At 65.9% G+C, this 21,987-nt stretch carries 19 protein-coding genes; 5 read left to right on the top strand and 14 right to left on the bottom strand.

Features of this window, described 5'->3' with window-relative positions:
- Positions 1-57: 57 nt before the first annotated feature.
- From A6F65_RS03575 to A6F65_RS03560, 4 genes are read right to left on the bottom strand one after another with little or no spacing between them, the layout of a single operon-like run.
- On the bottom strand, positions 58-1,461 hold the full coding sequence (locus A6F65_RS03575) for an efflux transporter outer membrane subunit (RefSeq protein ID WP_067786060.1): 1,404 nt from the start codon (positions 1,459-1,461) through the stop codon (positions 58-60).
- A complete protein-coding gene (locus A6F65_RS03570) occupies positions 1,458-2,489 on the bottom strand; it encodes an efflux RND transporter periplasmic adaptor subunit (RefSeq protein WP_067786058.1) in 1,032 nt (343 codons plus the stop codon). Before A6F65_RS03570 ends, A6F65_RS03575 begins: the two co-directional genes overlap by 4 nt.
- The gene (locus A6F65_RS03565; protein ID WP_067786056.1) at positions 2,489-3,199 is read right to left on the bottom strand and encodes an ABC transporter ATP-binding protein; all 711 of its coding nucleotides are present in this window, start codon (positions 3,197-3,199) and stop codon (positions 2,489-2,491) included. The genes A6F65_RS03570 and A6F65_RS03565 overlap by 1 nt, the downstream gene beginning before the upstream one ends.
- Entirely contained in the window at positions 3,196-4,332 is a 1,137-nt protein-coding gene (locus A6F65_RS03560; RefSeq protein WP_067786054.1) for an ABC transporter permease, read from the bottom strand. Before A6F65_RS03560 ends, A6F65_RS03565 begins: the two co-directional genes overlap by 4 nt.
- A gap of 92 nt (positions 4,333-4,424) precedes the next feature.
- Here A6F65_RS03560 and A6F65_RS03555 point away from each other — a divergent pair, with 92 nt between their 5' ends.
- Entirely contained in the window at positions 4,425-5,084 is a 660-nt protein-coding gene (locus A6F65_RS03555) for a TetR/AcrR family transcriptional regulator (protein WP_067786052.1), read from the top strand.
- Between the two features lie 9 nt (positions 5,085-5,093).
- Here the strand turns inward: A6F65_RS03555 and A6F65_RS03550 are convergent, their stop codons facing one another.
- The 9 genes from A6F65_RS03550 to gor form a co-directional block, all read right to left on the bottom strand.
- Positions 5,094-7,145 (bottom strand): acetyl-CoA carboxylase biotin carboxylase subunit, encoded by a 2,052-nt coding sequence (locus A6F65_RS03550; RefSeq protein WP_067786050.1) that lies wholly within the window; start codon positions 7,143-7,145, stop codon positions 5,094-5,096.
- The gene (locus A6F65_RS03545; protein WP_067786046.1) at positions 7,146-7,436 is read right to left on the bottom strand and encodes a hypothetical protein; all 291 of its coding nucleotides are present in this window, start codon (positions 7,434-7,436) and stop codon (positions 7,146-7,148) included. It lies immediately after the preceding gene.
- Positions 7,433-8,239, bottom strand: a complete 807-nt coding sequence (locus tag A6F65_RS03540; protein ID WP_237164877.1) for an alpha/beta hydrolase — start codon at positions 8,237-8,239, stop codon at positions 7,433-7,435. Before A6F65_RS03540 ends, A6F65_RS03545 begins: the two co-directional genes overlap by 4 nt.
- A 167-nt stretch (positions 8,240-8,406) precedes the next feature.
- The gene (scpA, locus tag A6F65_RS03535; RefSeq protein ID WP_067789918.1) at positions 8,407-10,623 is read right to left on the bottom strand and encodes a methylmalonyl-CoA mutase; all 2,217 of its coding nucleotides are present in this window, start codon (positions 10,621-10,623) and stop codon (positions 8,407-8,409) included.
- 12 nt (positions 10,624-10,635) lie between these two features.
- A complete protein-coding gene (locus A6F65_RS03530) occupies positions 10,636-11,415 on the bottom strand; it encodes an enoyl-CoA hydratase-related protein (RefSeq protein ID WP_067786041.1) in 780 nt (259 codons plus the stop codon).
- Positions 11,416-11,535: 120 nt separating this feature from the next.
- Positions 11,536-11,997: a methylmalonyl-CoA epimerase gene (gene mce, locus A6F65_RS03525; protein WP_067786037.1), complete on the bottom strand. Its 462-nt coding sequence runs from the start codon at positions 11,995-11,997 to the stop codon at positions 11,536-11,538.
- Positions 11,998-12,000: 3 nt separating this feature from the next.
- Positions 12,001-12,249, bottom strand: a complete 249-nt coding sequence (locus tag A6F65_RS03520; protein ID WP_067786035.1) for a hypothetical protein — start codon at positions 12,247-12,249, stop codon at positions 12,001-12,003.
- A gap of 8 nt (positions 12,250-12,257) precedes the next feature.
- Positions 12,258-13,790 (bottom strand): acyl-CoA carboxylase subunit beta, encoded by a 1,533-nt coding sequence (locus A6F65_RS03515; protein ID WP_067786033.1) that lies wholly within the window; start codon positions 13,788-13,790, stop codon positions 12,258-12,260.
- Between the two features lie 61 nt (positions 13,791-13,851).
- Positions 13,852-15,198, bottom strand: a complete 1,347-nt coding sequence (gene gor, locus A6F65_RS03510) for a glutathione-disulfide reductase (protein ID WP_067786031.1) — start codon at positions 15,196-15,198, stop codon at positions 13,852-13,854.
- A gap of 194 nt (positions 15,199-15,392) precedes the next feature.
- Between gor and A6F65_RS03505 the strand changes: the two genes are divergently transcribed.
- The 3 genes from A6F65_RS03505 to A6F65_RS03495 are packed head-to-tail and all read left to right on the top strand — an operon-like array spanning position 15,393 to position 18,030.
- The gene (locus tag A6F65_RS03505) at positions 15,393-16,082 is read left to right on the top strand and encodes a response regulator transcription factor (RefSeq protein WP_067786029.1); all 690 of its coding nucleotides are present in this window, start codon (positions 15,393-15,395) and stop codon (positions 16,080-16,082) included.
- Positions 16,079-17,455 (top strand): sensor histidine kinase, encoded by a 1,377-nt coding sequence (locus tag A6F65_RS03500; protein WP_067786027.1) that lies wholly within the window; start codon positions 16,079-16,081, stop codon positions 17,453-17,455. The genes A6F65_RS03505 and A6F65_RS03500 overlap by 4 nt, the downstream gene beginning before the upstream one ends.
- Positions 17,455-18,030 (top strand): hypothetical protein, encoded by a 576-nt coding sequence (locus A6F65_RS03495; protein ID WP_067786025.1) that lies wholly within the window; start codon positions 17,455-17,457, stop codon positions 18,028-18,030. Before A6F65_RS03500 ends, A6F65_RS03495 begins: the two co-directional genes overlap by 1 nt.
- Here A6F65_RS03495 and A6F65_RS03490 read toward each other — a convergent pair.
- A complete protein-coding gene (locus A6F65_RS03490; RefSeq protein ID WP_067786023.1) occupies positions 18,027-18,758 on the bottom strand; it encodes an Nmad3 family putative nucleotide modification protein in 732 nt (243 codons plus the stop codon). The two genes, A6F65_RS03495 and A6F65_RS03490, sit on opposite strands and share 4 nt — an antisense overlap.
- 72 nt (positions 18,759-18,830) lie before the next feature.
- Here A6F65_RS03490 and putA point away from each other — a divergent pair, with 72 nt between their 5' ends.
- Positions 18,831-21,968 carry a bifunctional proline dehydrogenase/L-glutamate gamma-semialdehyde dehydrogenase PutA gene (putA, locus tag A6F65_RS03485; protein WP_067786021.1) on the top strand — a complete coding sequence of 1,046 codons (3,138 nt, stop codon included), beginning with the start codon at positions 18,831-18,833 and terminating at the stop codon, positions 21,966-21,968.
- Positions 21,969-21,987: the final 19 nt, after the last annotated feature.

The raw sequence follows: 21,987 nt of genomic DNA, 5'->3' as shown, positions 1-21,987 counted from the left end.
CATGCCGCTGCGATTTCGAGAGACAGGCGAGCTGTGGCCCTGCGCTCAGCCCGGCCCTCAGCCCTGCCCGCCGCCCAGCGCCAGCCATAGCAGCACCCGCGCGCGTTCGGAGCGTCCGCGTGCCGCCACCGCCCGCTCCGCGCTCGCCTCGGCCACACGGCGGGCTTCCAGCACGGTGAGGAAATCGGACAGGCCGGCGCGGTAGCGCGTATCGGCGATCTCCGCCGCGCGCCTTGCGCTGGCCAGCTCGCGCTCCGCCAGCGCCAGTTCGCGGTCCGCGGCGGCAATCACGCCGTAAGCCGTCTCCGCCTCGCCCAGCGCGGTGAACACGCTGTTGCGATAGCGCGCAAAGGCCACGCGCTTCTCCGCCGCCGCGCCGTCGATTTCCGCCTGGATGCGCCCGAAATCCAGGATCGGGGCGAGCAGGCTGCCGCCGACCGATCCCACCACCGCATCCTCGTCGAACAGGCTGCCGAGGTCGAAGGCCAGCAGGCCCAGCGCCGCCGACAGGGTGAATTGCGGGAAACGCTGCGCCGCCGTGGCGGCAAGGTCCGCATCAACCGCAGCAAGGTTGGCAGCCGCCGCCAGCACGTCCGGCCGGTTGGCCAGCAGCAGGCTGGGCATGGAAGCAGGCGCAGCGGGCTGTGCGGGGAGGCCCGCAGGCTGCGCCAGAAGCGGCAGGATGCGCTGCGCGGGAAGTCCCGTCAGCGTAACCAGCCGCCCGGTAATGCGCGCCTTTTCGCTCTCCAGCGCGGCAAGGCGGCTGCGGCTGGCATCGGCGGCGCCCTCGGCCCTCACCCGGTCGAAACCGGGCGCAATGCCTGCCTCTTCCCGCAGGCGGGACAGCCGCACCAGCTCCTGCGCGGCGCCAAGATCGCTCTCGATGGCGACCTGCCGCGCTTCCAGGGTGCGCCAGTCGATCACGGCGGTCGCAATCTCCGCCAGCAGCGTGTTGCGCACGCCCACAGCCTCGAAAGTAGCAGCATCCAGCCGCGCCTGCGCCGCGCGCTCCTGCGCCCGCACCCGGCCGAACAGGTCCGGATCCCAGACGGCGGACAGGTTCGCGCCGTAGCTCACCCGCTCCGTGTCGATTGTCACGCCGGGCGGCAGGCCGCCGCCGAACTGCTCGGGGCTGGTGCGCGTCGCCGTGACGGAAGCATCGGCAGAGACGAGCGGCAGGCGGTTCGCGCCCGACCGGGCTGCCCCGGCACGCGCAACCTCGATCCGGCCCAGGGCAACCTCCAGCGTCGGCGCCTGCGCCAGGGCGATGGCCGCGATATCGGCAAAGGCCGGATCGCCATAGGGGAGCAAGGCTTCCAGCGCCCCGGCAGTCGGCGCATCAGGCGCGTAAGCAAAGCTCTCCGGCAACACGGGCGCAGGCGTGGCGATCTCCGGCGGCGGCGCGGCGACGCATGCGGCCAGCGCCAGTGCGGGCAGGCCGGCAAGGGCGAGCCGGATCACTCTGCGCTGTCCTTACGTGCGGGGATGAAGGCATCGACCTGCTGACCCACGCGGAACAGGCCATCGGTCTGCGGCAACTCGTAGATCACCTGCAACACGCGCACATCCACGCGCTCCGACGCCGAATTGGTGAGCGACCGCTTGGGCACGACCTGCGGCTCCGCGCGCACGAATGTCGCTTTCACCTGCCGCCCGGCCGCTCCTCGCGGAGAGACAAGCGCAGGCTCTCCCAGAGCGACGCGCGGGGCCTGCTCCTCGTCGATATCGATCCGGATATGCAGCGGACGTGTTTCGCCCATCGCGATGAACGCCTCCGCGTTCCCGCCGCCGCCCTGTGTGGAGAGGTATTCGCCGGGGCGGATATTCACCGCGAGGATCTCGCCGGAAATGGGCGCGCGTACGGTCGCCCGCTCGCGTTCCGTGCGAGCGGAAGAGACCAGCGCCTGCGCGCTCTGCAAGCGCGCACGGGCAGCAGAGGCGCGCGCCTGAGCCAGCTGGCGGCGTTCGCGCGCGGCGCTCGCATCGCCTTCGGCGCGGATGACTTCGGACCGGCTGACGGCGGCCGGGTCACCGATATTGCGGTAGAGGTCGAGCTGGCGGGCAGCAGTCGCTTCGGCGGCGCGCGCTTCGGCGATGCCGGCCTCGGCCTCGGCGATGGCCGCCTGCGCCTCACCCACCTGCGATTGCGCCTCGCGCACGCGGCTGTCGATGGCGCGCGTGTCGACGATGAAAAGTGGCTGGCCGCGCGTCACGTAATCGCCCGGTTTCACCAGGACCTGCGTCACGAGGCCGGGAATGGCGGTGCCGATCTCGATCGTCTCGCTGGAGGGTTCGACCACGCCAGCGCCTGCCACGCGCGCCTCGTTCGCCAGCGCACCCGTGGCGCGCGGGGGTTCGCGGTCGGGCTCTTCCAGCTTGCGATCCGGCATCCCGGCCCAGATGAACAGGGCGGCCGCCACCAGCCCGGCAATCGCGATGATCGGCAGGCCCTTGCGGGAAAAGCTGAAACCTTCGGGTAGCAGTGCCATCAATGGTCCTCCGGCATGGTCTTGCCATCATGTTCGACGCGGCCATCCTCCAGGACGAGGATACGGTCCGCCAGGTCGAATATTCGGTTGTCGTGGGTAACGATGATGCAGGCGCGGTCTTCGGCGACCGCCACTTCGCGCAGAAGGTCCATGACCCGGCGGCCTGAATTGGCGTCCAGCGCGGCGGTCGGCTCGTCGCAGACCACCAGCCGCGGTTCGTGGACCAGCGCGCGGGCGATGGCCACGCGCTGCTGCTGGCCGCCCGAGAGCTGGTTTGGCAGCTTGCCTGCCTGGTCGCCGATGTTGAGTTTCTCCAGCATGGCCACCGCGCGCTCACGGGCCTCGTGCCGGTCCATGCCCTGCGCGATCAGCGGGACGGACGCATTGCTGGCCGCATCGATGCTGGGGATGAGATTGTACTGCTGGAAGATGAAGCCGATGTTCGCCAGCCGGAACTCCACCAGCTCGGTATCGGACAGGCTGTAGATGTCCGTGCCGAAGACCTCGACCTCGCCCTCGGTCGGCCACAGGATGCCGCACATGATGCTGATCAGCGTCGTCTTGCCGGACCCGCTTTCGCCGACAACGTAAGTCAGCTCGCCCGCACGGATTTCCGTGTCGATGCCGTGCAGCACGGTGATCGTCTGCTGGCCCGCCTTGAAATCGCGCGTGACGCCGCGGGTGACGATGGCTGCGCCGGCCCCGCTCACCGGAACACCGCCGCGGGTTCCGTCTTCAGGACGTTGCGCAGTGCCAGCCAGCCGGTCAGCGCCAGGATGATGGCCACCGCAAGCAGGCTGATTAGCGGCACCTGCCACGGGATGTAGAAGCCTTTGAATGTCGGGTCAGCGGAAAAGCCCCAGATGAAGGCGACTGTACCCAGCAGGCCCAGCCCGTATCCGATCAGGCCCACCAGCCCCGCCTGCCCGGCCACCATCTTGCGGATCTTGCCGTTCGTCACACCGATGGCTTTCAGCGCGCCGAACTGCTTGATGTTGTCGCGGATAAACAGGCTGAAGGTCAAGCCCACGATGGCCACGCCGACGATGAAGCCCAGCACCACGGTGATGCCGAAGTTCAGCGGAATGCCGGTGTTCTGGATGATGAAATCGACGCCGTCCTTGACAAACTGGTCGCGCGTGCGAGCGCGCAGCCCGGTCTGCTCCTCGATACGGCTGGCAAGCTCTTCTGCCGTCACGCCGTCCGCCGTGCCCACCAGCACGAAGCTCATGCGGTTGCGCGTGCCGGGCACGTAATTCAGCGCGCGGCTGTACTTTGTATACAGCGTTACCTGGCTGGTGAAGCTGGGGATGGCATCGGACACGCCGCGGATCACGGCGCGCTGGTCGTTCAGCTCCAGCCGCTCGCCAATCGGGTCCTGCCCGTTTTCGAACATCCGGGTGGCGCCGACATCGTCGATGATGACGCTGTCCGGCATGGACAGGGCATCGCTGGAGCCTTCCGCCATGCGCGAAGGCAGGCCGATCAGCGTGGCATCGTCTACCCCGATGATGCTGACCCCTTCCAGGTCGCCATCGCCGGTGCGCACGCTGGCCCCGGCGCGCAGATGCGGCACGGCCCATGCGACGCCGGGCACGCCGCGCACCTTGTCGAGCGCGGTGGCAGGCATGGGATAGTTCACATCCGTCGTGCGGCTGACCTCGTCCATCACCCATACCTCGGCCGATGGCACGTTGAACACGCCGCTTGCCCCGCGCTCGATCAGATTGACGAAGATGGTCAGCTGCTGCGTGATCAGCAGCGCGGAAAAGGCGATGCCGAACACCAGGCCATAAAATTTCTGCTTGTCGCCCGTGAGCATGCGGATGGCGATCCATTGCATCGGCAAAGCTCCTGAACCCGGCCACCCTTGCGCTGCGAAGCTGCAGGGGCCATTAGTGAACGACAGCGTTTAATTGAACGGAGCCGTTCACTTTGTCAACACCTGCGGACAAACCAGCCGATACCAAGGGCGAAACGCGCCTCGGCCGCCCGACCGATCCGGGCAAGCGGGCCGATATCATCCGCGCAGCGACCAGGCATTTCTTCGACTCGGGCTATGCCGCGACATCCATCGAACAGGTCGCCGCCACGGCCGAGGTTTCCAAGGTCACCATCTACAACCAGTTCGGCGGCAAGCCCGCGCTTTTTGCCGCAGCGGTGGAGGCCGAATGCGAGCGCATACGCGGACATTTCAGCATCGATGATGTTGGCGGAACCAGCCTGCGCGAGAAGCTGACAACGATTGGCGAGGCCATGTCCGCCTTCCTCTCGCGCCCGGAAATGGTCAGTTTCGAGCGCCGCGTGGCATCGGAAACGGAGCGCGAGCCAGGCATCGGCGCCGCGTTCCTGGAGGCCGGCCCGCACCGCATGAAGCGCGCCTTTTCGGAGCTACTCGCCGCCATGAACGAGGCGGGCGAGGTGGAGATCGAGGACACGATGCTGGCCGCCGAGCAGTTCGCCGCCATGTGCAAGGGCATGGGCGATATCGATCGGCGCTTCGGCATGCCGCAGGACGAAGAACGCGACCGCGACCGGGTTGTCGGTGCGGTGGAGGTGTTCTGCCGTGCTTACGGCAAGGGCAATTGCGACTGACCCCCGGGCCTATTCCAGCTCCAGGATCACCTCATCCACTGCCAGGCTGTCGCCTTCGCCGGCGTTGATCTTCGCGATGGTGCCTTCCTTTTCGGCGCGCAGGATATTTTCCATCTTCATCGCTTCCACCGTGGCGAGCGGCTGGCCGGGCTGGACGTCCTCGCCCTCTGCCACATGCAGCTTCACCAGCAGGCCGGGCATCGGGCAGATCAGCATGCGCGACAGGTCCGGCGGGGTCTTTTCGAACATGTGATCGGCCAGGTGCGCAATGCGGGCCTGCAACACACGTAGCTGGTGCGTGGCACCGCGTGTGGTGATGGCATAGCCGGTATACGTGGGCCGCACCTGCATGCCGTATTCGGCCAGCGGGAGGGCATCCTCATCCCCGTCCGGTGCAAACAGCGCCGCATCCACGAAGCGGTCGCCCGGCGTGTAGGACATCTCCAGCACCACCGGATTGCCGTCCACCGTGATGGCACTTTCCTCCAGCCGCACGTCGTGATCCTCGCCGCCAAGGCGCACGGTCCAGTCGCCCGGGGCATATATCTCCTCGTGCAGCTTCTGGTCGATACGGCGGGCGCGGTCCGCATCGGCGGTCGCCATGATGCCGGCCACGGCGCTCAGCACAGCGGTCAGCTGCTCGTCCGCCGGCGCGCCTTCGAAGCCATCGGGATATTCTTCCGCAATGAAGCCGGTCGTCAGCTCGCCGCTGCGGAAGCGGGGGTGTTGCATGATGGCAGAGAGGAAATCGACATTGTGGCCCAGCCCTTCGATGCGAAAGGCGTCGAGCGCCTGCACCTGCAGGTCCGCCGCCTCGTCGCGCGTAGGGGCCCAGGTCACCAGCTTGGCGATCATCGGGTCGTAGAACATCGACACTTCGCCGCCTTCATAGACGCCGTCGTCAACGCGCACGCCGTTCATGCCCCGCCGTCCGTTCGCGCTGCCATCATCGGTCCAGCCGTCCACCGGCGGATCGTAATGCACCAGCCGCCCGATGCTGGGCAGGAAGCCGCGATAGGGGTCTTCGGCATAGACGCGGTTCTCGATCGCCCAGCCATCGATGCCGATCTCGTCCTGCGTGAACGGCAGTTTCTCGCCATAGGCGACGCGGATCATCTGTTCGACTAGGTCCACCCCGGTGATGGCTTCGGTGACGGGATGCTCCACCTGCAAGCGGGTGTTCATTTCCAGGAAGTAGAAACTCTCCCCGGTCGTATCCGCGCCGGAGACAATCAGCTCCATCGTTCCGGCGGAATGGTAATCCACCGCGCGGGCCAGCGCGACGGACTGCTCGCCCATCGCCTTGCGCATCTTGGGCGTGACGAAAGGCGAAGGCGCTTCCTCCACCACCTTCTGGTGGCGGCGCTGGATGCTGCATTCGCGCTCGTTCAGATAGACTATATTGCCGTGCTTGTCGCCGATCACCTGGATCTCGATATGCCGCGGATCCTCGATGAACTTCTCGATGAAGACGCGGTCGTCGCCGAAGCTGTTCAGGCCCTCGCGCTTCGTTGCCTCGAAGCCTTCGCGCACGTCCCTTTCGGAATAGGCGAGGCGCATGCCCTTGCCCCCGCCGCCGGCGCTGGCCTTCATCATCACCGGGTAACCGATGTCCGCGCTGATCTCGACCGCATGTTCGGTGTCGCGGATTTCGCCCACGAAGCCGGGCACGACATTCACTCCAGCCTCGCGCGCCAACTTCTTGGATTCGATCTTGTCGCCCATCGCCGCGATCGCACCCGCGGGCGGGCCGATAAAGGCGATGTTCTCCTTGGCGAGCGCTTCCACGAAGCTCGCCCGCTCGGACAGGAAACCATAGCCGGGATGCACCGCTTCGGCGCCGGTCTGCTTGCACGCCTCGATGATCTTGTCCGCCAAAAGGTAGCTCTCGGCCGCAGGGGGCGGCCCGATATGCACCGCCTCGTCCGCCATCTTCACGAAGGGCGCACGGGCATCCGCATCGGAATAGACCGCGACGGTCTCGATCCCCATGCGCCGCGCCGTCTTGATGACCCGGCAGGCGATTTCACCACGATTGGCGATCAGGATTTTTTTGAACATTTATGCGGCTTTCGGTGGGTCAGAGGTCAAGAGTTTGATGGCTGAAAAATAGGTGATGTCTTCACCGGTGACAGCGTTCTGCCAATCATCGCTTTCGACAATGTATTGATTGAGATGACGCAGGAAGAGATCGAATTCTTCATACCAAATGTCTGGTGCACAAAGCTCATCGCCCTTGAACCCATCTGCTTTCCAGGCCCGAAGTTGCGGACCGTCTTCTCTGGAGACATGGATCACGTCAATCGCGGCATTGCCGGGGAAGACGCGCAGAAAGGGTTCGTCCTTGCTCACTCAGACACCTTCCCTCGCTCGCATCCCACCTCGAAGCCCAACTCGGGGTCAAAATCATAGTCGGTCGGGAACAGGAACTGCAGGGCCTGCGGAGTCAGGATGTGATACGCAGTGGCATGCGTCAGGTCCGGCGTCGGCACAAGGCAGGCCGCATCGCCGCCCGCCTGTGCGACCAGCCGAACGCCGCGCTCCGTTTCCGGGCCCTCATTGGAATAAGTGATGAAGAGTGGCGGTGGGGCCAGCCCCCGCAGCGCAGCGCCCTGCGCTCGCTCGGCCAGCGCGTTGCCCTGCCACCACAGGCTGGGATTGATCGCGGCGTAGCGGTCGAACAGAGCCGGCTCGTCCAGCCAGGTCTCGACGATGAACAGGCCCGCCAGGCTCTCGCCCATCACCGCGTCGGTGCCATTGGTACGATAGGTCTGCGTGACCAGCGGCTTCACCTTATCGCGCAGCCAGGTGCGGAAGGCGGCGCTGTCCCCGGCGGTGGGGAAGGCCTCGCGCTCCTCTGCATTGCCCTTCGTCCCGATCAGCTCGGCGCGCCGGTCCTTCGTCTCGATCCCGACGACGATCACCGGCTGCGAGCGCCCCCACAAGGCACCCAGCGCTGTCGTGCCGGTGACATGCAGGAAGTCCTGCGAAAGCCCGCCATCGATGAGGTAGAGGACGGGGTATCTCTCTTCACCCTCCGCATAGCCTTCCGGCAGGTACACATTCACCTGCCGCGCCTCGCCATCGGCATAGGCGAGAATGTGCGTCTCGCCGATGGTGATGGGGGTTTGGGCGGCAGCGGGTGCGATGGACAAAGCTGCGGATACAAGAAGCGCCGCGCATGACCGCATTAGCATTCTCGTCACGGACTTCATTAATCCGTCATGCCGGACTGTATCCGGCGTCCCGCTGCCTTCCGGCGCACCACCAGAGTTAAAGCGGGACCCCGGATCAAGTCCGGGGTGACGAGAGATAGCAGGGCTCACTCCGCCGTCTCCGCATCGCCATCGGCGGGCGGCATGTTGTGGCCCAGCAGGCGCAGCACGTCCGCCGCGCATTCGACGACGTTGCTTCCCGGGCCGTAAATGCCCTGAACGCCTGCCTCGCGCAGGAAATCGTAATCGGCGGGCGGGATCACGCCGCCTGCGACCACCTTGATATCGGCACGGCCAGCTTCGCGCAGGTGGCCGATCAGTTCGGGAATCAGCGTCTTGTGGCCTGCGGCGAGCGAACTCGCGCCGATGGCGTCCACGTCTTCGGCCAGCGCCATGTCGCGCGTTTCTTCCGGCGTCTGGAACAGCGGGCCGCTGACGACGGCAAAGCCCATGTCGGCAAAAGCGGAGGCAATCACATTGGCGCCGCGGTCGTGGCCGTCCTGGCCCATCTTCGCGACCATGATCTTCGGCTTGCGGCCTAGGCGGCGCTCCACGGCTTCCACCCCGTCCAGCACCTGCTCGTAGCGCGGATCGCCTGCGTAAGCGGCGGCATAGACGCCGCGTACGGGAGTAGGCACGGTGTCGTAGCGGCCGAAGGCGTCTTCCATCGCCTTGCTGATCTCGCCCAGCGTCGCATCGTGGCGGGCAGCGTCGACGGCGAGGGCGAGGAGGTTGTGAACCCCTGCGGAGGCAGGGGTCTCATTCGGCTTGGCGCTTTGCTGAGGGAGGTCCCCGCCTGCGCGGGGACTCATGCCTTGCTGCGCACCTTCGCGCAGCGCATCCAAGGCCGCCTGACATGCCGCCTCGTCGCGCCCGGCGCGGACTTTCTCCAGCCGGGCGATCTGGCTGGCGCGCACGGCGTGGTTGTCGATATCGAGCGTGTCGATATCGTCTTCCTCGTCGCGGCGATATTTGTTCACGCCCACGATGACGGTCTCGCCCCGGTCCACTCTCGCCTGCTTGGCAGCGGCGGCGGTTTCGATAGCGGCCTTGGGCGCGCCGCTAGCGACATAGGCGGTCATGCCGCCTGCCGCCTCGACCTCGTCCAGCATGGCCTTTGCCTTCTCCACCAGCGCGGCGGTGAGGCTTTCGATATAGTAGGACCCGCCCAGCGGGTCGGCGACATTGGTGATGCCGGTCTCCTCCTGGATCACCAGCTGCGTATTGCGCGCAATGCGGGCGGAGAAGTCGGTCGGCAACGCGATGGCTTCGTCCAACGCATTGGTGTGGAGCGACTGCGTGCCGCCCAGCACTGCTGCCATCGCTTCGATCGTGGTGCGAATGACGTTGTTGTAGGGGTCCTGCTCCTGCAGCGAGACACCGCTCGTCTGGCAATGCGTACGCAGCATCTTCGACTTGGGGTTCTGCGCCCCCAGCCCGTCCATCACGTCATGCCACAGCGCACGCGCCGCGCGCATCTTGGCGATCTCCATGAAGAAGTTCATGCCGATGCCCCAGAAGAAGGACAGGCGCGGCGCGAAGGCGTCGATGTCCAGCCCCGCTTCCATCGCGCGCTTGGCGTATTCCTTGCCATCCGCGATGGTGAAGGCGAGTTCCTGCACCGCCGTCGCCCCGGCCTCGTGCATGTGATAGCCGGATATCGAAATGCTGTTGAATTTCGGCATGTTAGCCGAGGTGTAGGCGATGATGTCGCTGACGATCCGCATGCTGGGTTCGGGCGGATAGATATAGGTGTTGCGGACCATGAACTCCTTCAGGATGTCGTTCTGGATGGTCCCGGCGAGCTTGTCCTGGCTCACCCCCTGCCGCTCCGCCGCGACGATGTAGAAGGCCAGCACGGGGATCACCGCGCCGTTCATCGTCATGCTGACGCTCATCGTGTCGAGCGGGATCTGGTCGAACAGGATTTCCATGTCGCGCACGGTGTCGATGGCGACGCCTGCCTTGCCGACATCGCCGACAACGCGGCTGTGGTCGCTGTCATATCCGCGGTGCGTGGCGAGGTCGAAAGCGACCGAGAGACCCTTCTGCCCGGCGGCGAGGTTGCGGCGGTAAAAGGCGTTCGATTCCTCGGCGGTGGAGAAGCCCGCATATTGCCGGATGGTCCACGGGCGGCCGGTATACATGCTGGCATAGGGCCCGCGCGTGAAGGGCGCAAAACCAGGCATGCCGGGGTCCAGCCACTCGGCATCTTCCGCCGTGTAGAGCGGCTGCACGTCGATGCCTTCCGGCGTGTGCCAGGTCAGGTCGCGGCCCTTGACCTCTTTCGCCGCGCGTTCTTCCCAGTCGCTCTTGTCAGCCATCATTCGCCCCGATTACTCGCCCTTGAACTGCGGTTCGCGTTTCTGGACGAAGGCGGTCACAGCCTCGCGGAAATCCTTGGTCCGGCCCGCCTTGGACTGGTTCGACTTTTCCGCTTCCAGCACCGTGTCCAGATCGCTGTCCATCGCTGCGTCCACCTGCTTGCGGATCATGCCGATGGCCACGCTCGGCCCGGCGGCGAGCTTGCGTGCGATTTCGGTAGCGACAGGCAGCACCTGGTCGTCCGGCGCCACGCGGTTCACCAGCCCCATGGCCAGCGCGTCACCGGCGGGGACACGGTCGCCCAGCAGGGCCAGCTCCATGGTCTTCGCCCGCCCGACGGACTTGGCAATCAGCCAGGTCGCACCGGCATCCGGCACCAGCCCGATATTGACGAAGGCGAGCAGGAAATAGGCGCTCTGCGCCGCCACCACGATGTCCCCAGCCAACGCGAAGCCCATTCCTGCGCCCACGGCCGGTCCGTTGACGGCGGTGACGATGGGGATGTCCAACGCGGCAAGACGGCGGATCATCGGGTTGTAATATTTGTCGATCGTGACGCCCAGGTCGGGGTCCAGCTTGCTCGCCTCGTCCGGCTGCAGGTCCGCGCCCGCGCAGAAGGCGCGCCCCTCGCCCGTCAGGACCACGGCCCGCGCGCCCTCGGCCTCGGCCTTGTCCAGCGCGGCATGCCACGCCTCGAACAGCGACGGGCTGAGCGCATTCAGCCGGTCCGGGCGGTTAAGCGTGATGGTGGCCACATTGTCGGCCAGCGAATAGGTTACGGGGTCTGACATGGCGTCCTCTATTTCCGTTCGTCCTGAGCTTGTCGAAGGACCGCTTTTCGTTTGATCCCGCGTCCGAGAGAAGGACGGTGCTTCGACAGGCTCAGCACGAGCGGGGTGGTTATTTCCGCGCTAATTCGACCAGTGCGCGTCTTCCTTGGGCGTTTCCATGATTTCCGTCAGCTGGCCGAGCATGTCCTTGGGATGCAGGAAGAAGATCGGCGTGCCATGCGCACCGATGCGCGTGGGGCCGAGTATCCGCTTGCCGAGGCTCTCGAAATAGGTCCGCGCTTCGGCGATATCCTCCACCTCGAAGCACAAGTGATGCTGCCCGCCCGCCGGGTTCTTCTGCATGAAGCCGTGCACGGGCGAATTTTCGTCCAGCGGCGCGAGCAGTTCCAGCTGCGTGCCGTGCAGTTCGCTGTTTGGCCCGGATTGCGTAGGCGTGTTGACGAAGCAGACCCGTACACCCTGCTCCGGAAGGTCGAATGGCTCGGTAATGTCGGTAGCGCCCAGCACATCGCGGTAATGCGCGATAGCAGCATCGATATCCGGCACGGCGATGCCGATGTGGTTGAGGCGGCCGAGTTTCATTTCTTAACTCCAGAAAATGTCCGACGCGAACCAAAGCATGAAGCAGCCCGCAGGCAGCGCCAAAAGTTTCGAACCCACTGCCAACCAGAATTCAAATGGCTCCTCATCGCGCTCCACCCGGTCGCCGAAACCCCACATATTCAGGCGCGCAGAACCCCTCTTAAGATCGTTGATTGCCCATACGGTGGAGACCACCATCATCAGAAGCACGCCACCAGACCAGAACAGGCCGAAAGCATCGAAACTATCCATCGATTATCTCACAACGGGATATTGTCATGCTTCTTCCACGGGTTCTCGAGCTGCTTGGTCTTCAGCTTCCGCAGGCCCATCGCGATGCGGCGGCGCGTGGAATGCGGGTAGATCACCTCGTCGATATAGCCGCGTGAGGCGGCGACGAAGGGGTTGGCGAAGCGGTCTTCGTATTCCTTCGTTTTCTCGGCGATCTTGTCCGGGTCGTCGCGGTCCTGGCGGAAGATGATCTCCACCGCGCCCTTCGCGCCCATCACCGCAATCTCCGCCGTCGGCCAGGCGAGGTTGAGATCGCCGCGAAGGTGCTTGGACGCCATCACGTCATACGCGCCGCCATAGGCCTTGCGCGTGATGATCGTGATCTTGGGCACGGTCGCCTCGCCATAGGCGAAGAGCAGCTTGGCCCCGTGCTTGATGATGCCGCCCAGTTCCTGCGCCGTGCCGGGCAGGAAGCCGGGGAAATCCACGAAGGTCACGATCGGGATATCGAAGGCATCGCAGAAACGCACGAAGCGCGCGGCTTTCTTGGAGCTGTTGATGTCCAGCACGCCCGCCAGCACCATCGGCTGGTTGGCGACCACGCCCACCGTGCGCCCCTCCACCCGGCCGAAGCCGCAGATGATGTTGCCGGCATGGCCCGGCTGAATCTCGAAGAAATCGCCTTCGTCCAGCACCTTACGGATCACCTCGTGCATGTCGTAAGGCTGGTTGGCATTGTCCGGGATCAGCGTGTCGAGGCTGTGCTCCTCGCGGTCCCACGGGTCGCTGGTCGGGCGCTGCGGCACGGCTTCCCGGTTTGAAAGCGGCAGGAAGTCGAAGAAGTCGCGCGTTGCCAGCAGCGTCTCGATATCGTTCTCGAAGGCGAGGTCCGCCACGCTGGTCTTGGTCGAGTGCGTCACCGCGCCGCCAAGCTCTTCCTGCGTGACCACCTCGTTCGTCACCGTTTTCACCACTTCGGGGCCGGTCACGAACATGTAGGAGCTGTCCTTCACCATGAAGATGAAGTCCGTCATGGCGGGGCTGTACACCGCGCCGCCCGCGCAGGGGCCCATAATCAGGCTGATCTGCGGGATGACGCCGCTGGCGAGCACGTTCTGCTGGAAGACTTCGGCATAGCCGCCAAGGCTGGCGACGCCTTCCTGGATGCGCGCGCCGCCGCTGTCATTGAGGCCGATGACCGGTGCGCCCACCTTCATCGCCTGGTCCATCACCTTCAGGATCTTTTCCGCGTGGCGCTTAGACAGGCTGCCGCCAAAGACGGTGAAATCCTGGCTGAACACATAGACCAGCCGGCCGTTGATCGTGCCGCTGCCGGTGACCACGCCGTCACCCGGGATCTGCTGGTCCGCCATGCCAAAATCGACGCAGTCATGCGTGACATAGGCGTCCAGTTCCTCGAAGCTATCCTCGTCCAGCAGCACGTCCAGCCGCTCGCGCGCGGTCAGTTTGCCCTTGGCGTGCTGCGCATCGATGCGCTTCTGCCCGCCTCCCTGCCGGGCAGCTTCGCGGCGACGTTCCATTTCGGCGATGTTGGCGGACAAAGCGGCGTTCCCCTCTGATATTTCGTTTCTGCGGTAACTTGCGCGCGCGCGGCGGGCAAGCTCAGCGCATCAGGACGAGTTCTTCCGCCATGGTTGGATGCAGCGCCATGGTGTTGTCGAAGTCTTCCTTCGTCAGCCCGGCGCGCACGGCAACAGCGGCGGCCTGCATGATCTCCGGCGAATCCGGTCCGATCATGTGCAGGCCCACGATGCGCCCGTTATCGCCGTCGCAGATCATCTTATAGAGGCTGCGCTCGTTCCGGTCCGCGACCACGTTCTTCATCGGCCGGAAGTCGGAGGTGTAGGTCTTGATGGAGCCGAGCTTGTTCTTCGCCTCACCCTCCGTCATGCCGACGCTGGCGATGGGCGGATGGCTAAACACCGCGCTGGGGATGTGATCGTAATTCACGCTGGTGGGCTTGTTCCCGAACACGGTGTCGGCAAAGGCCTGGCCTTCGCGGATGGCCACCGGGGTCAGCTGCACGCGGTCGGTGCAATCGCCCACGGCATAGATGTAATCGACATTGGTCTTGCTGAAGCGGTCGACCTTGATCTCGCCCTTCTCGCCCATTTCGACACCCGCCTTGTCCAGTCCCAGTCCCTCGGTGTGCGGAACGCGGCCCGTGGCGAACATTACGCAATCGACCTCAAGATCGTCGTGATTGGTCATGGAGACGCGCAGGCAGCCATCCTTGGTCTTCTCTATCCCGCGGAATTCGGCGCGGAAGCGGAAGTCGATGCCTTTCAATATGCTGATCTGCATCAGCCGGTCGCGCAGCGAGTGATCGTACTGCCGCAGGATCGTCTCCGTGCGGTTGATGATCGTCACCTTGGTGCCGAACTGGTTGAAGATGCCGGCAAATTCATTGGCGATATAGCCGCCGCCCGCGATCAGGATGCGTTCCGGCAGCTCGTCCAGATGGAACGCCTCGTTGCTGGTGATGCCGTGTTCGTGGCCCGGGCATTCGGGCACATAGGGCGTGGCGCCCGTGGCGATGAGGATGTGCTTTGCCGTCACCACCTTGCCGCTGGCCAGGGTAATTTCGTGGTCGCCGGTGATCTCCGCACGCTCGTCGAAGATGCGTACGTCATGGCCCTCCAGCGTTTCGCGGTAGAGGCCATTCAGGCGGTCCACGTCAGACATCACATGGTCGCGCAGCTTGCCCCAGTCGAACTTGCATTCGCCCACCGTCCAGCCAAACTTCTGCGCGTCTTCCAGGTCCTCGGCAAAATGCGCGCCGTAAACGAGCATCTTCTTGGGCACGCAGCCGCGGATCACGCAGGTGCCGCCGATGCGGTGCTCCTCCGCAATGGCCACTTTCGCGCCATGCGCTGCGGCGACGCGGCTGGCGCGCACTCCGCCCGAACCCGCGCCGATGGTGAAAAGGTCGTAATCGTAGCTGCTCATGAAAGTCTTTCTGCTGGTTCGCCCGCGAGAGGCGGAAATGGCGCGGCAGGCGAGCACATTTAAGCCGCCCAATTGCCACAACGCATGGCACGGCCTTGCGGTCCAAGCCAATCCTAACGGCAATTGTCGCGTGATTTCGGCTGCCCTTGCCTGCTAACCCTTCTGACGTCTGCCAATCGCGCGAGGGGGCCTTCGTGAAACTGCTATATGTCGAGGACAACCCGGAAGCGGCGGCCGACGTGCGCGAGCTGCTGGGGCGCGAGGGTGCTGATGTGGTTTGGGAGCAGGCGGGCGAGCCGGGCCTGCGCCGTGCCGCGGGGGAGGAATTCGACGCCATCATTCTAGACCGCATGCTGCCCGACATGGACGGGCTGGAAATCGTGCAGCGGCTGCGCGCCAGCGGCGTGGATGCGCCCGTGCTGATGCTCAGCGCGCTGGGCCGGGCGGGCAACAGGGTGGAAGGGCTGGATGCCGGCGTCGACGATTACCTCGCCAAGCCATATGAAGCGGAAGAGCTGGTCGCCCGGATCCGCGCACTGGTCCGCCGGGCGGAGGGGCGCGCCCACAGCGCCGTAATCCTGTACGGCGCGTTCGAGTGCCATGTGAAGAACCGCACGGCCTTTCGCGGCGGACAGCACATCGCGCTCAGCCCCAAGGAGTTCGCGCTGTTCCGCTACTTCATGGAAAATGCAGGCGAAGTAGTGACCCGCGAAATGCTGCTGCGCGATGTGTGGAACATGAATTTCGATCCGCAGACCAATGTCGTGGACGTCAACATCGGGCGCATGCGGCGCAAGCTGGAAGAAGGCCACGAACATCCCGCGCTGGAGACGGTATGGGGCAAGGGATACCGCTTCCTTCCCGGCACGGGTCAGGCCGGATGACGGCTGCCAGCCAGCACCTGACGGCGACTGCCGGAACGCGGCGTTCGATCTTCGGCCGCATGCTGCGCGGCGCGGTGGTGACGACGCTGCTGGCGCTGGCCGTGCTGGGCGCGATCGTGCTGGCCGAAAGCTGGCGTGCAAGGGAAGCGGCGCTGGCAGTACAGCTCGATACGGACGTCGCCGCGCTTGCCGATATCTATGTGACCGGCGGGGAGGCGGAGCTGCTGCGCCGTTTGGAAGACCGCACTGCGCTAATCCCCAGCGACGGGCGGCGTGCGCATTACTGGGTCGTGCGGGCCGATGGCACCAGCCTGCTGGCCGATGGCCGCGCATGGCCCGGTCTCGACCCCGCCGTCAGCCAGGACGGCTTCGTGACGCTGACGGACGGGACCAAGGCCTATGGCCGCGCAACGCGCTTGGGGCCGGATTTGAACCTTGCCGTCGCGCGCGAATATGCGCAGGACCGCGCGGCCATGTGGCGGCTGGCCCTGACATTCTTGGCCGGTGCGCTCGTTATCGTCATAATCGTGACCTGGCTGGCGCGCCGCGCGGCGGCCCGCCTGCGCCGCCGTGTTGATGCGGTGAACCTCGCTTTCCGCGGCGCCAGCGGGGAGGACGTCCCCGCGCTGCCAGAGGATGACCGCGGCGACGAAATCTCGGAACTGACCGGCCATTCCGCCCGCGCGCTTACCCGCATGGCCAGCCTCGCGCGCACGCATCGGCACATGTCGGACCAGCTGGCGCATGAGGTGCGCACCCCGCTGACGCATCTCGATAACCGGCTGGCGGCGCTGCGCACGCAGCTGCCACCCGGCACGGAACTGGACGGCGTGGAGCAAAGCCGGAGCGACATCCGCGACCTCGTCGCCATGCTGGAAAGCCTGCTGGACATCGCATCGAGCGAGGCCCGCATTGGCGAAGCGGAAGGGCTGGAGGAGTTCGACCTCTCAAAGCTCGCCGGCGACATGGCCGAGCTGTACGAGGACAGCGCGGAAGAGGCCGGCCTAACCTTCCGCACCGACATCGCGCCCGGAACCACGATGCTGGGCGAGCGCATGCAGATCGGCCGCCTGCTCTCCAACCTGCTCGACAATGCGCTGAAATATGTGCCCTCCGGCGGCGAGTTGCTGCTGCGCGTCGCGCCGGGCCCGCTCATCGAGGTGGTGGACGACGGCCCCGGCATCCCCCCTGCCCTGCGCCCGGTCCTGTTCGAGCGCTTCCGTGCCAGCCATGCGGTCGATGGCCGCTCCAGCCATGGCCTCGGCCTTGCGCTGGTGCAGGCCATCGCGGCGCGACACGGCATGGAGGTGGTGCTATTGGATAGCGAGACGGGCGCACATTTCCGCGTCCGGTCTGCGAAGGGGGCGGTCTGATGCGCGCGACGATCCTCACCATGCTGTCCGCACTCGTGGCGGCCTGTGCCAGCGTGCCCGACACCGCGCCGCTGCCCAGCGTTGTGCAGCTGGAAGCCGAAGCCGAGAGCCCCGCCGAATTCGGAGCCGCCCTGCTGGCGACGGCAGAGGCTGCGGGAGACGAGGCGACGCGCGCACCTTACCTAGCCCGGCTGAATGGCCTTGGCGTGCAGGTGGCAGAGGGCGAGAGCGACGACCCGCTAGCCGCATGGCGCGCGGCGGATACCAGCACCTCTACCCCCTGGCGGGGCCGCACGCTCGGCCCCGCCTATCGCCGCGCGCGGCTTGCACCGGGCGAGAGCATGGAGATGGAGCAGGTGTTCTATGCCGGCCAGAAGGCCGAGATCGCAGCCCATGCCAGCAAGGGCGCGCGGGTCGAACTCACCATCAGTGACCGTGATACGAAACGCGTCTGCGCCCGCTCGCTGAGCCCGAAGGCCAAGTGCCTTTGGCTGCCGCGCTTCACCGAACGCTTCGCCATCACGCTGACCAATCGCGGCGAGCGTCCGGCCAGCGTCTTCATCGTGGTGCGTTAAGCTTCGATCAGCGCCACGACCGCATCCAGCCATTCGCGCGGCGCCTTGCGGCGGCCGACATCGGCAACGAATTCCTGCCCCCGCGCCACGCTCTGCAAGCGCCCGCCGCGCAGCCAGCGCTCCGGCCTGTCATGGTAGGAGAGGCCGCTCGCGCGCAGCCATGAAGGCACCGCCCAAAGACTGGGTGAAGCGCCTGGCACGCTCAGCCGCAGGCCATCGGGGCTGGACCGGGCGGTCCGCCCTGCGCCCTCGTAAATCACATCGTTCTTCGCCAGCATGCCGATTGCGTGGGGGTGGCCATGGCCTGCCAGCCTCGCGCGGTCCCGCTCGCTTCCATCCGCCAGGCGCGTGATGGCATCCACGCGCAGGTAGCCGAAGATGCGGTGATGCGGCGCTTCGCCGGGGGCGCGGAACAGGCCGAAGAAAACGAAAGTATCGCCCACGCCCACGCCGCGGTTTTCCAGATGCGTCTGCGCCGCACCGCATTGTCCGAACAGGCAGGTGCCGTCTTCCAGGAACATGGGATCGTGATGGCAGGCATCCTCGCCGCCCAGCTTCCCGCGGCTGGCCTGCGCGGCGTGATCGGCCAGACCCAACGCGCCGTATGTGGTGCGCGAGGGGCCATCGCCCGCCGGGATCGGCAGGCTGAGCGGGCGTCCATCCACGATCGGCGAAGGCCCGCCTCCGCTCCCGCTGTCGAACCCCTTGCGGCTGAGGATGATCTTCATGGCTGGCCCTTACCACCTGACACCGCGTCACAAAACTTGATTACGGCTGAAACCGGGTTCAAACGCGCCGTCATGCCAATCGACCGTACCGAGCTGCGACAAGCTTACAGATTCGACGAGGACGCCTGCCTCGAGACGCGCATCAAGCAGGCCGGACCTGCCAGCCGCGTACATCCGCAGGCCGCCGCGCTCGCAGGCGATCTTATCACCGGGGCTCGCAAGCGCACGGCATCGGGCCTCGATGCTTTCCTGCAGAATTACGGCCTCGGCACGGAAGAGGGCATCGCGCTGATGTGCCTTGCCGAAGCGCTGCTGCGGATCCCGGACATCGACACCGCCGATGCGCTGATCACGGACAAGCTGGCCGATATCGATTGGGCCGAACATCTCGGTGAAAGCTCCTCCACCTTCGTCAATGCGGCGACCTTCTCGCTGATGCTGACGGGCCAGGTGCTGGACGCCGGGCGCAACGCCGAAGCGGGCCTTTCCAACACCCTGCGCCGCACCGTGGGCCAGCTGGGCGAGCCGGTGATTCGCAAGGCAACACTGCAGGCCATGCGCATCCTTGGCGGGCAGTTCGTGTTCGGGCGCACGATCGACGAAGCGCTGAAGCGCGCCCGGCCAGAGCGCAAGAAAGGCTGGACGCACAGCTTCGACATGCTGGGCGAAGCGGCCATGACCTTCGATGATGCGGAGAAATACCGCCAAAGCTACCAGTCCGCGATCGAGCGGCTGGCGAGCGAGGCGGAGGGCGGCATCCGCCCCAGCCCGGGCATTTCCGTGAAGCTGAGCGCGCTCTACCCGAAATACGATTACCTGCATGCCGAAGCCGCGCGTGCGGCTCTGGTGCCCATGGTGCGAGAACTCGCCGCGCAGGCGCGTGACTGCAACATCCACTTCACGATCGACGCGGAAGAGGCAGAGCGGCTGGAACTCTCGATGGACATCATCGAGGAACTGGTCGCGGACGACAGCCTGTTCGACCTGCCCGGCGGCGGGCAATGGGAAGGCTTCGGCATGGCGCTGCAGGCTTACCAGAAGCGCGCCGTGCCGCTGTGCGACTGGGTCGCCAGGTTGGCCCGGCGCCATTCGCGCAAGCTGATGGTGCGGCTGGTGAAGGGCGCATATTGGGATACGGAAGTGAAGCTGAGCCAGGTCGGCGGCTTTGACGATTACCCCGTCTTCACCCGCAAGATCGGCACCGATGTCTCCTACCTCGCCTGCGCCGCGAAGCTGATGGCGACGGCCGACGTGCTGTATCCCGCCTTTGCCACGCACAACGCCTACACCGTGGGCGCCATCAAGGCGCTGGCAGCCGAGGAAGGCGTGGGCGGGCGCGACTTCGAATTCCAGCGCCTGCACGGCATGGGCGAGGAAGTTTACGAGGAGCTGGCGGAGCTGGAACGCCGCGCCGGTGAAACGCCGACCCGCGTGCGCATTTACGCGCCCGTTGGCGGGCATAAGGAACTGCTGGCCTACCTCGTGCGCCGCCTGCTGGAGAACGGGGCCAATTCCAGCTTCGTCAACCGCATGGCCGACGCAGGCGTGCCGGTCGAGGAAATGACCACCGATCCGGTGCGCGACCTCGCCGCGCTGGAGCCGCTGCGAAACCCGCAGATCCCGCTGCCCGCTTACATCTATCCCAACCGGCTCAACAGCGCAGGCGTCGACCTGGCAGACCCGCTGGTGCGCGAGCCTCTGCTGGAACAGCTGGACAAGCTCGCCGCGCGCGACTGGGCGGCAACGCCCACCGTGCTGGCGGAAGACCACGGCCCCGCCCGGCCCATCACCAGCCCGCAGGACCGGCGCGATGTCGTGGGCAGCGTGCTGGAAGCAACCGAGGCGGATGTGGACCTGGCCCTGGTCCGGGCCAAGGATGCTCAGGCCGAGTGGGACCGGCGCGGCGGGATTGCACGTGGCCACCTGCTGGACCGCGTGGCGGACCTGTTTGAGGAGCACACGCCGGAATTCCTCAGCCTGTGCCAGCGCGAGGCCGGCAAGACGCTGGTGGACGGCGTGCTGGAAGTGCGCGAGGCCGTGGACTTCCTGCGCTATTATGCCTGCGAGGCGCGCATGCTGTTCGGCAGCCCGATGCCGCTGCCGGGCCCGACAGGCGAGGAGAACCTTTTGCGCCTGCACGGCCGCGGCGTGTTCGGCTGCATTAGCCCCTGGAATTTCCCACTCGCCATTTTCATCGGCCCCGCCGCCGCCGCGCTGGCAGCGGGCAATTGCGTGCTGGCAAAGCCCGCCGAGCAGACACCGCTGATCGCCGCGCTGGCCGTGAAGCTATGCCACGAGGCCGGTATCCCTGACGATGTCATCCAGCTGGTGCCGGGCGACGGGCGCGTCGGCGCCATGCTGAGCGGGGATGAACGGATCGACGGTATCTCCTTCACCGGCTCCACCGAAACGGCGCACAAGATCAACCGCTCGCTGGCCGACCGCGAGGGGCCGATCGCCACCTTCATCGCCGAAACCGGCGGCCAGAACTGCATGATCGTGGACAGCTCCGCCCTGCCCGAACAGGTCACCCGCGACGTGGTGGCAAGCGCCTTCCAGAGCGCCGGACAACGCTGCAGCGCGCTGCGCGTCCTATACCTGCAGGAAGAGATCGCGGATTCCATGCTGGACATGATCAAGGGCGCATTCGCCGCGCAGGACGTGGGCCAGCCGCGCGACCTCGCGACCGATATCGGGCCCGTCATCGACGAGGAAGCGCAAGGCAAGCTTGAAGACCACATCGCCGAGATGGAGCAACTGGGCCTGCCGGTCATGCGGCTCGGCCTGCCAGCCGAGTGCGAGCCTGGCAGCTATGTCGCGCCCACCATCATCGAGCTGGACGCCATCGACCAGCTCAAGCGCGAAAACTTCGGCCCCGTCCTGCACGTGCGCAGGTACAAGGCGGAGGACCTTGGCAAGGTGATCGAGCGGATCAACCGCACGCGCTATGGCCTGACGCTAGGCCTGCACAGCCGCATCGCCTCGACCCGCCGCTTCGTGGAGGCGCGCGCGCATGTCGGAAACCTCTACGTCAACCGTAACCAGATCGGCGCGGTGGTGGGCACGCAGCCGTTCGGCGGCGAGGGCCTGTCCGGAACCGGCCCCAAGGCCGGCGGCCCGCATTACGTGGAACGCTTCGCGACCGAGCGGGTGACGACCATCGACACCACCGCCGCCGGCGGCAATGCGAGCCTGCTGGCTGGGGGATAAGTTCGCGCACGCCTTGTGC

This window comes from Paraurantiacibacter namhicola, assembly GCF_001687545.1.
GTDB classification, from domain to species: Bacteria; Pseudomonadota; Alphaproteobacteria; order Sphingomonadales; family Sphingomonadaceae; genus Paraurantiacibacter; species Paraurantiacibacter namhicola.
The sequence above is the reverse complement of the archived record's forward strand: the minus strand, read 5'-3'. Positions and strand labels throughout refer to the sequence as shown.

Coding starts and splice junctions, on each gene's coding strand:
- A6F65_RS03570 (WP_067786058.1), bottom strand. CDS start 2,489: ATGGCACTGCTACCCGAAGGTTTCAGCTTTTCCCGCAAGGGCCTGCCG.
- A6F65_RS03560 (WP_067786054.1), bottom strand. CDS start 4,332: ATGCAATGGATCGCCATCCGCATGCTCACGGGCGACAAGCAGAAATTT.
- A6F65_RS03550 (WP_067786050.1), bottom strand. CDS start 7,145: ATGTTCAAAAAAATCCTGATCGCCAATCGTGGTGAAATCGCCTGCCGG.
- scpA (WP_067789918.1), bottom strand. CDS start 10,623: ATGGCTGACAAGAGCGACTGGGAAGAACGCGCGGCGAAAGAGGTCAAG.
- A6F65_RS03530 (WP_067786041.1), bottom strand. CDS start 11,415: ATGTCAGACCCCGTAACCTATTCGCTGGCCGACAATGTGGCCACCATC.
- mce (WP_067786037.1), bottom strand. CDS start 11,997: ATGAAACTCGGCCGCCTCAACCACATCGGCATCGCCGTGCCGGATATC.
- A6F65_RS03520 (WP_067786035.1), bottom strand. CDS start 12,249: ATGGATAGTTTCGATGCTTTCGGCCTGTTCTGGTCTGGTGGCGTGCTT.
- gor (WP_067786031.1), bottom strand. CDS start 15,198: ATGAGCAGCTACGATTACGACCTTTTCACCATCGGCGCGGGTTCGGGC.
- A6F65_RS03500 (WP_067786027.1), top strand. CDS start 16,079: ATGACGGCTGCCAGCCAGCACCTGACGGCGACTGCCGGAACGCGGCGT.
- A6F65_RS03495 (WP_067786025.1), top strand. CDS start 17,455: ATGCGCGCGACGATCCTCACCATGCTGTCCGCACTCGTGGCGGCCTGT.
- A6F65_RS03490 (WP_067786023.1), bottom strand. CDS start 18,758: ATGAAGATCATCCTCAGCCGCAAGGGGTTCGACAGCGGGAGCGGAGGC.
- putA (WP_067786021.1), top strand. CDS start 18,831: ATGCCAATCGACCGTACCGAGCTGCGACAAGCTTACAGATTCGACGAG.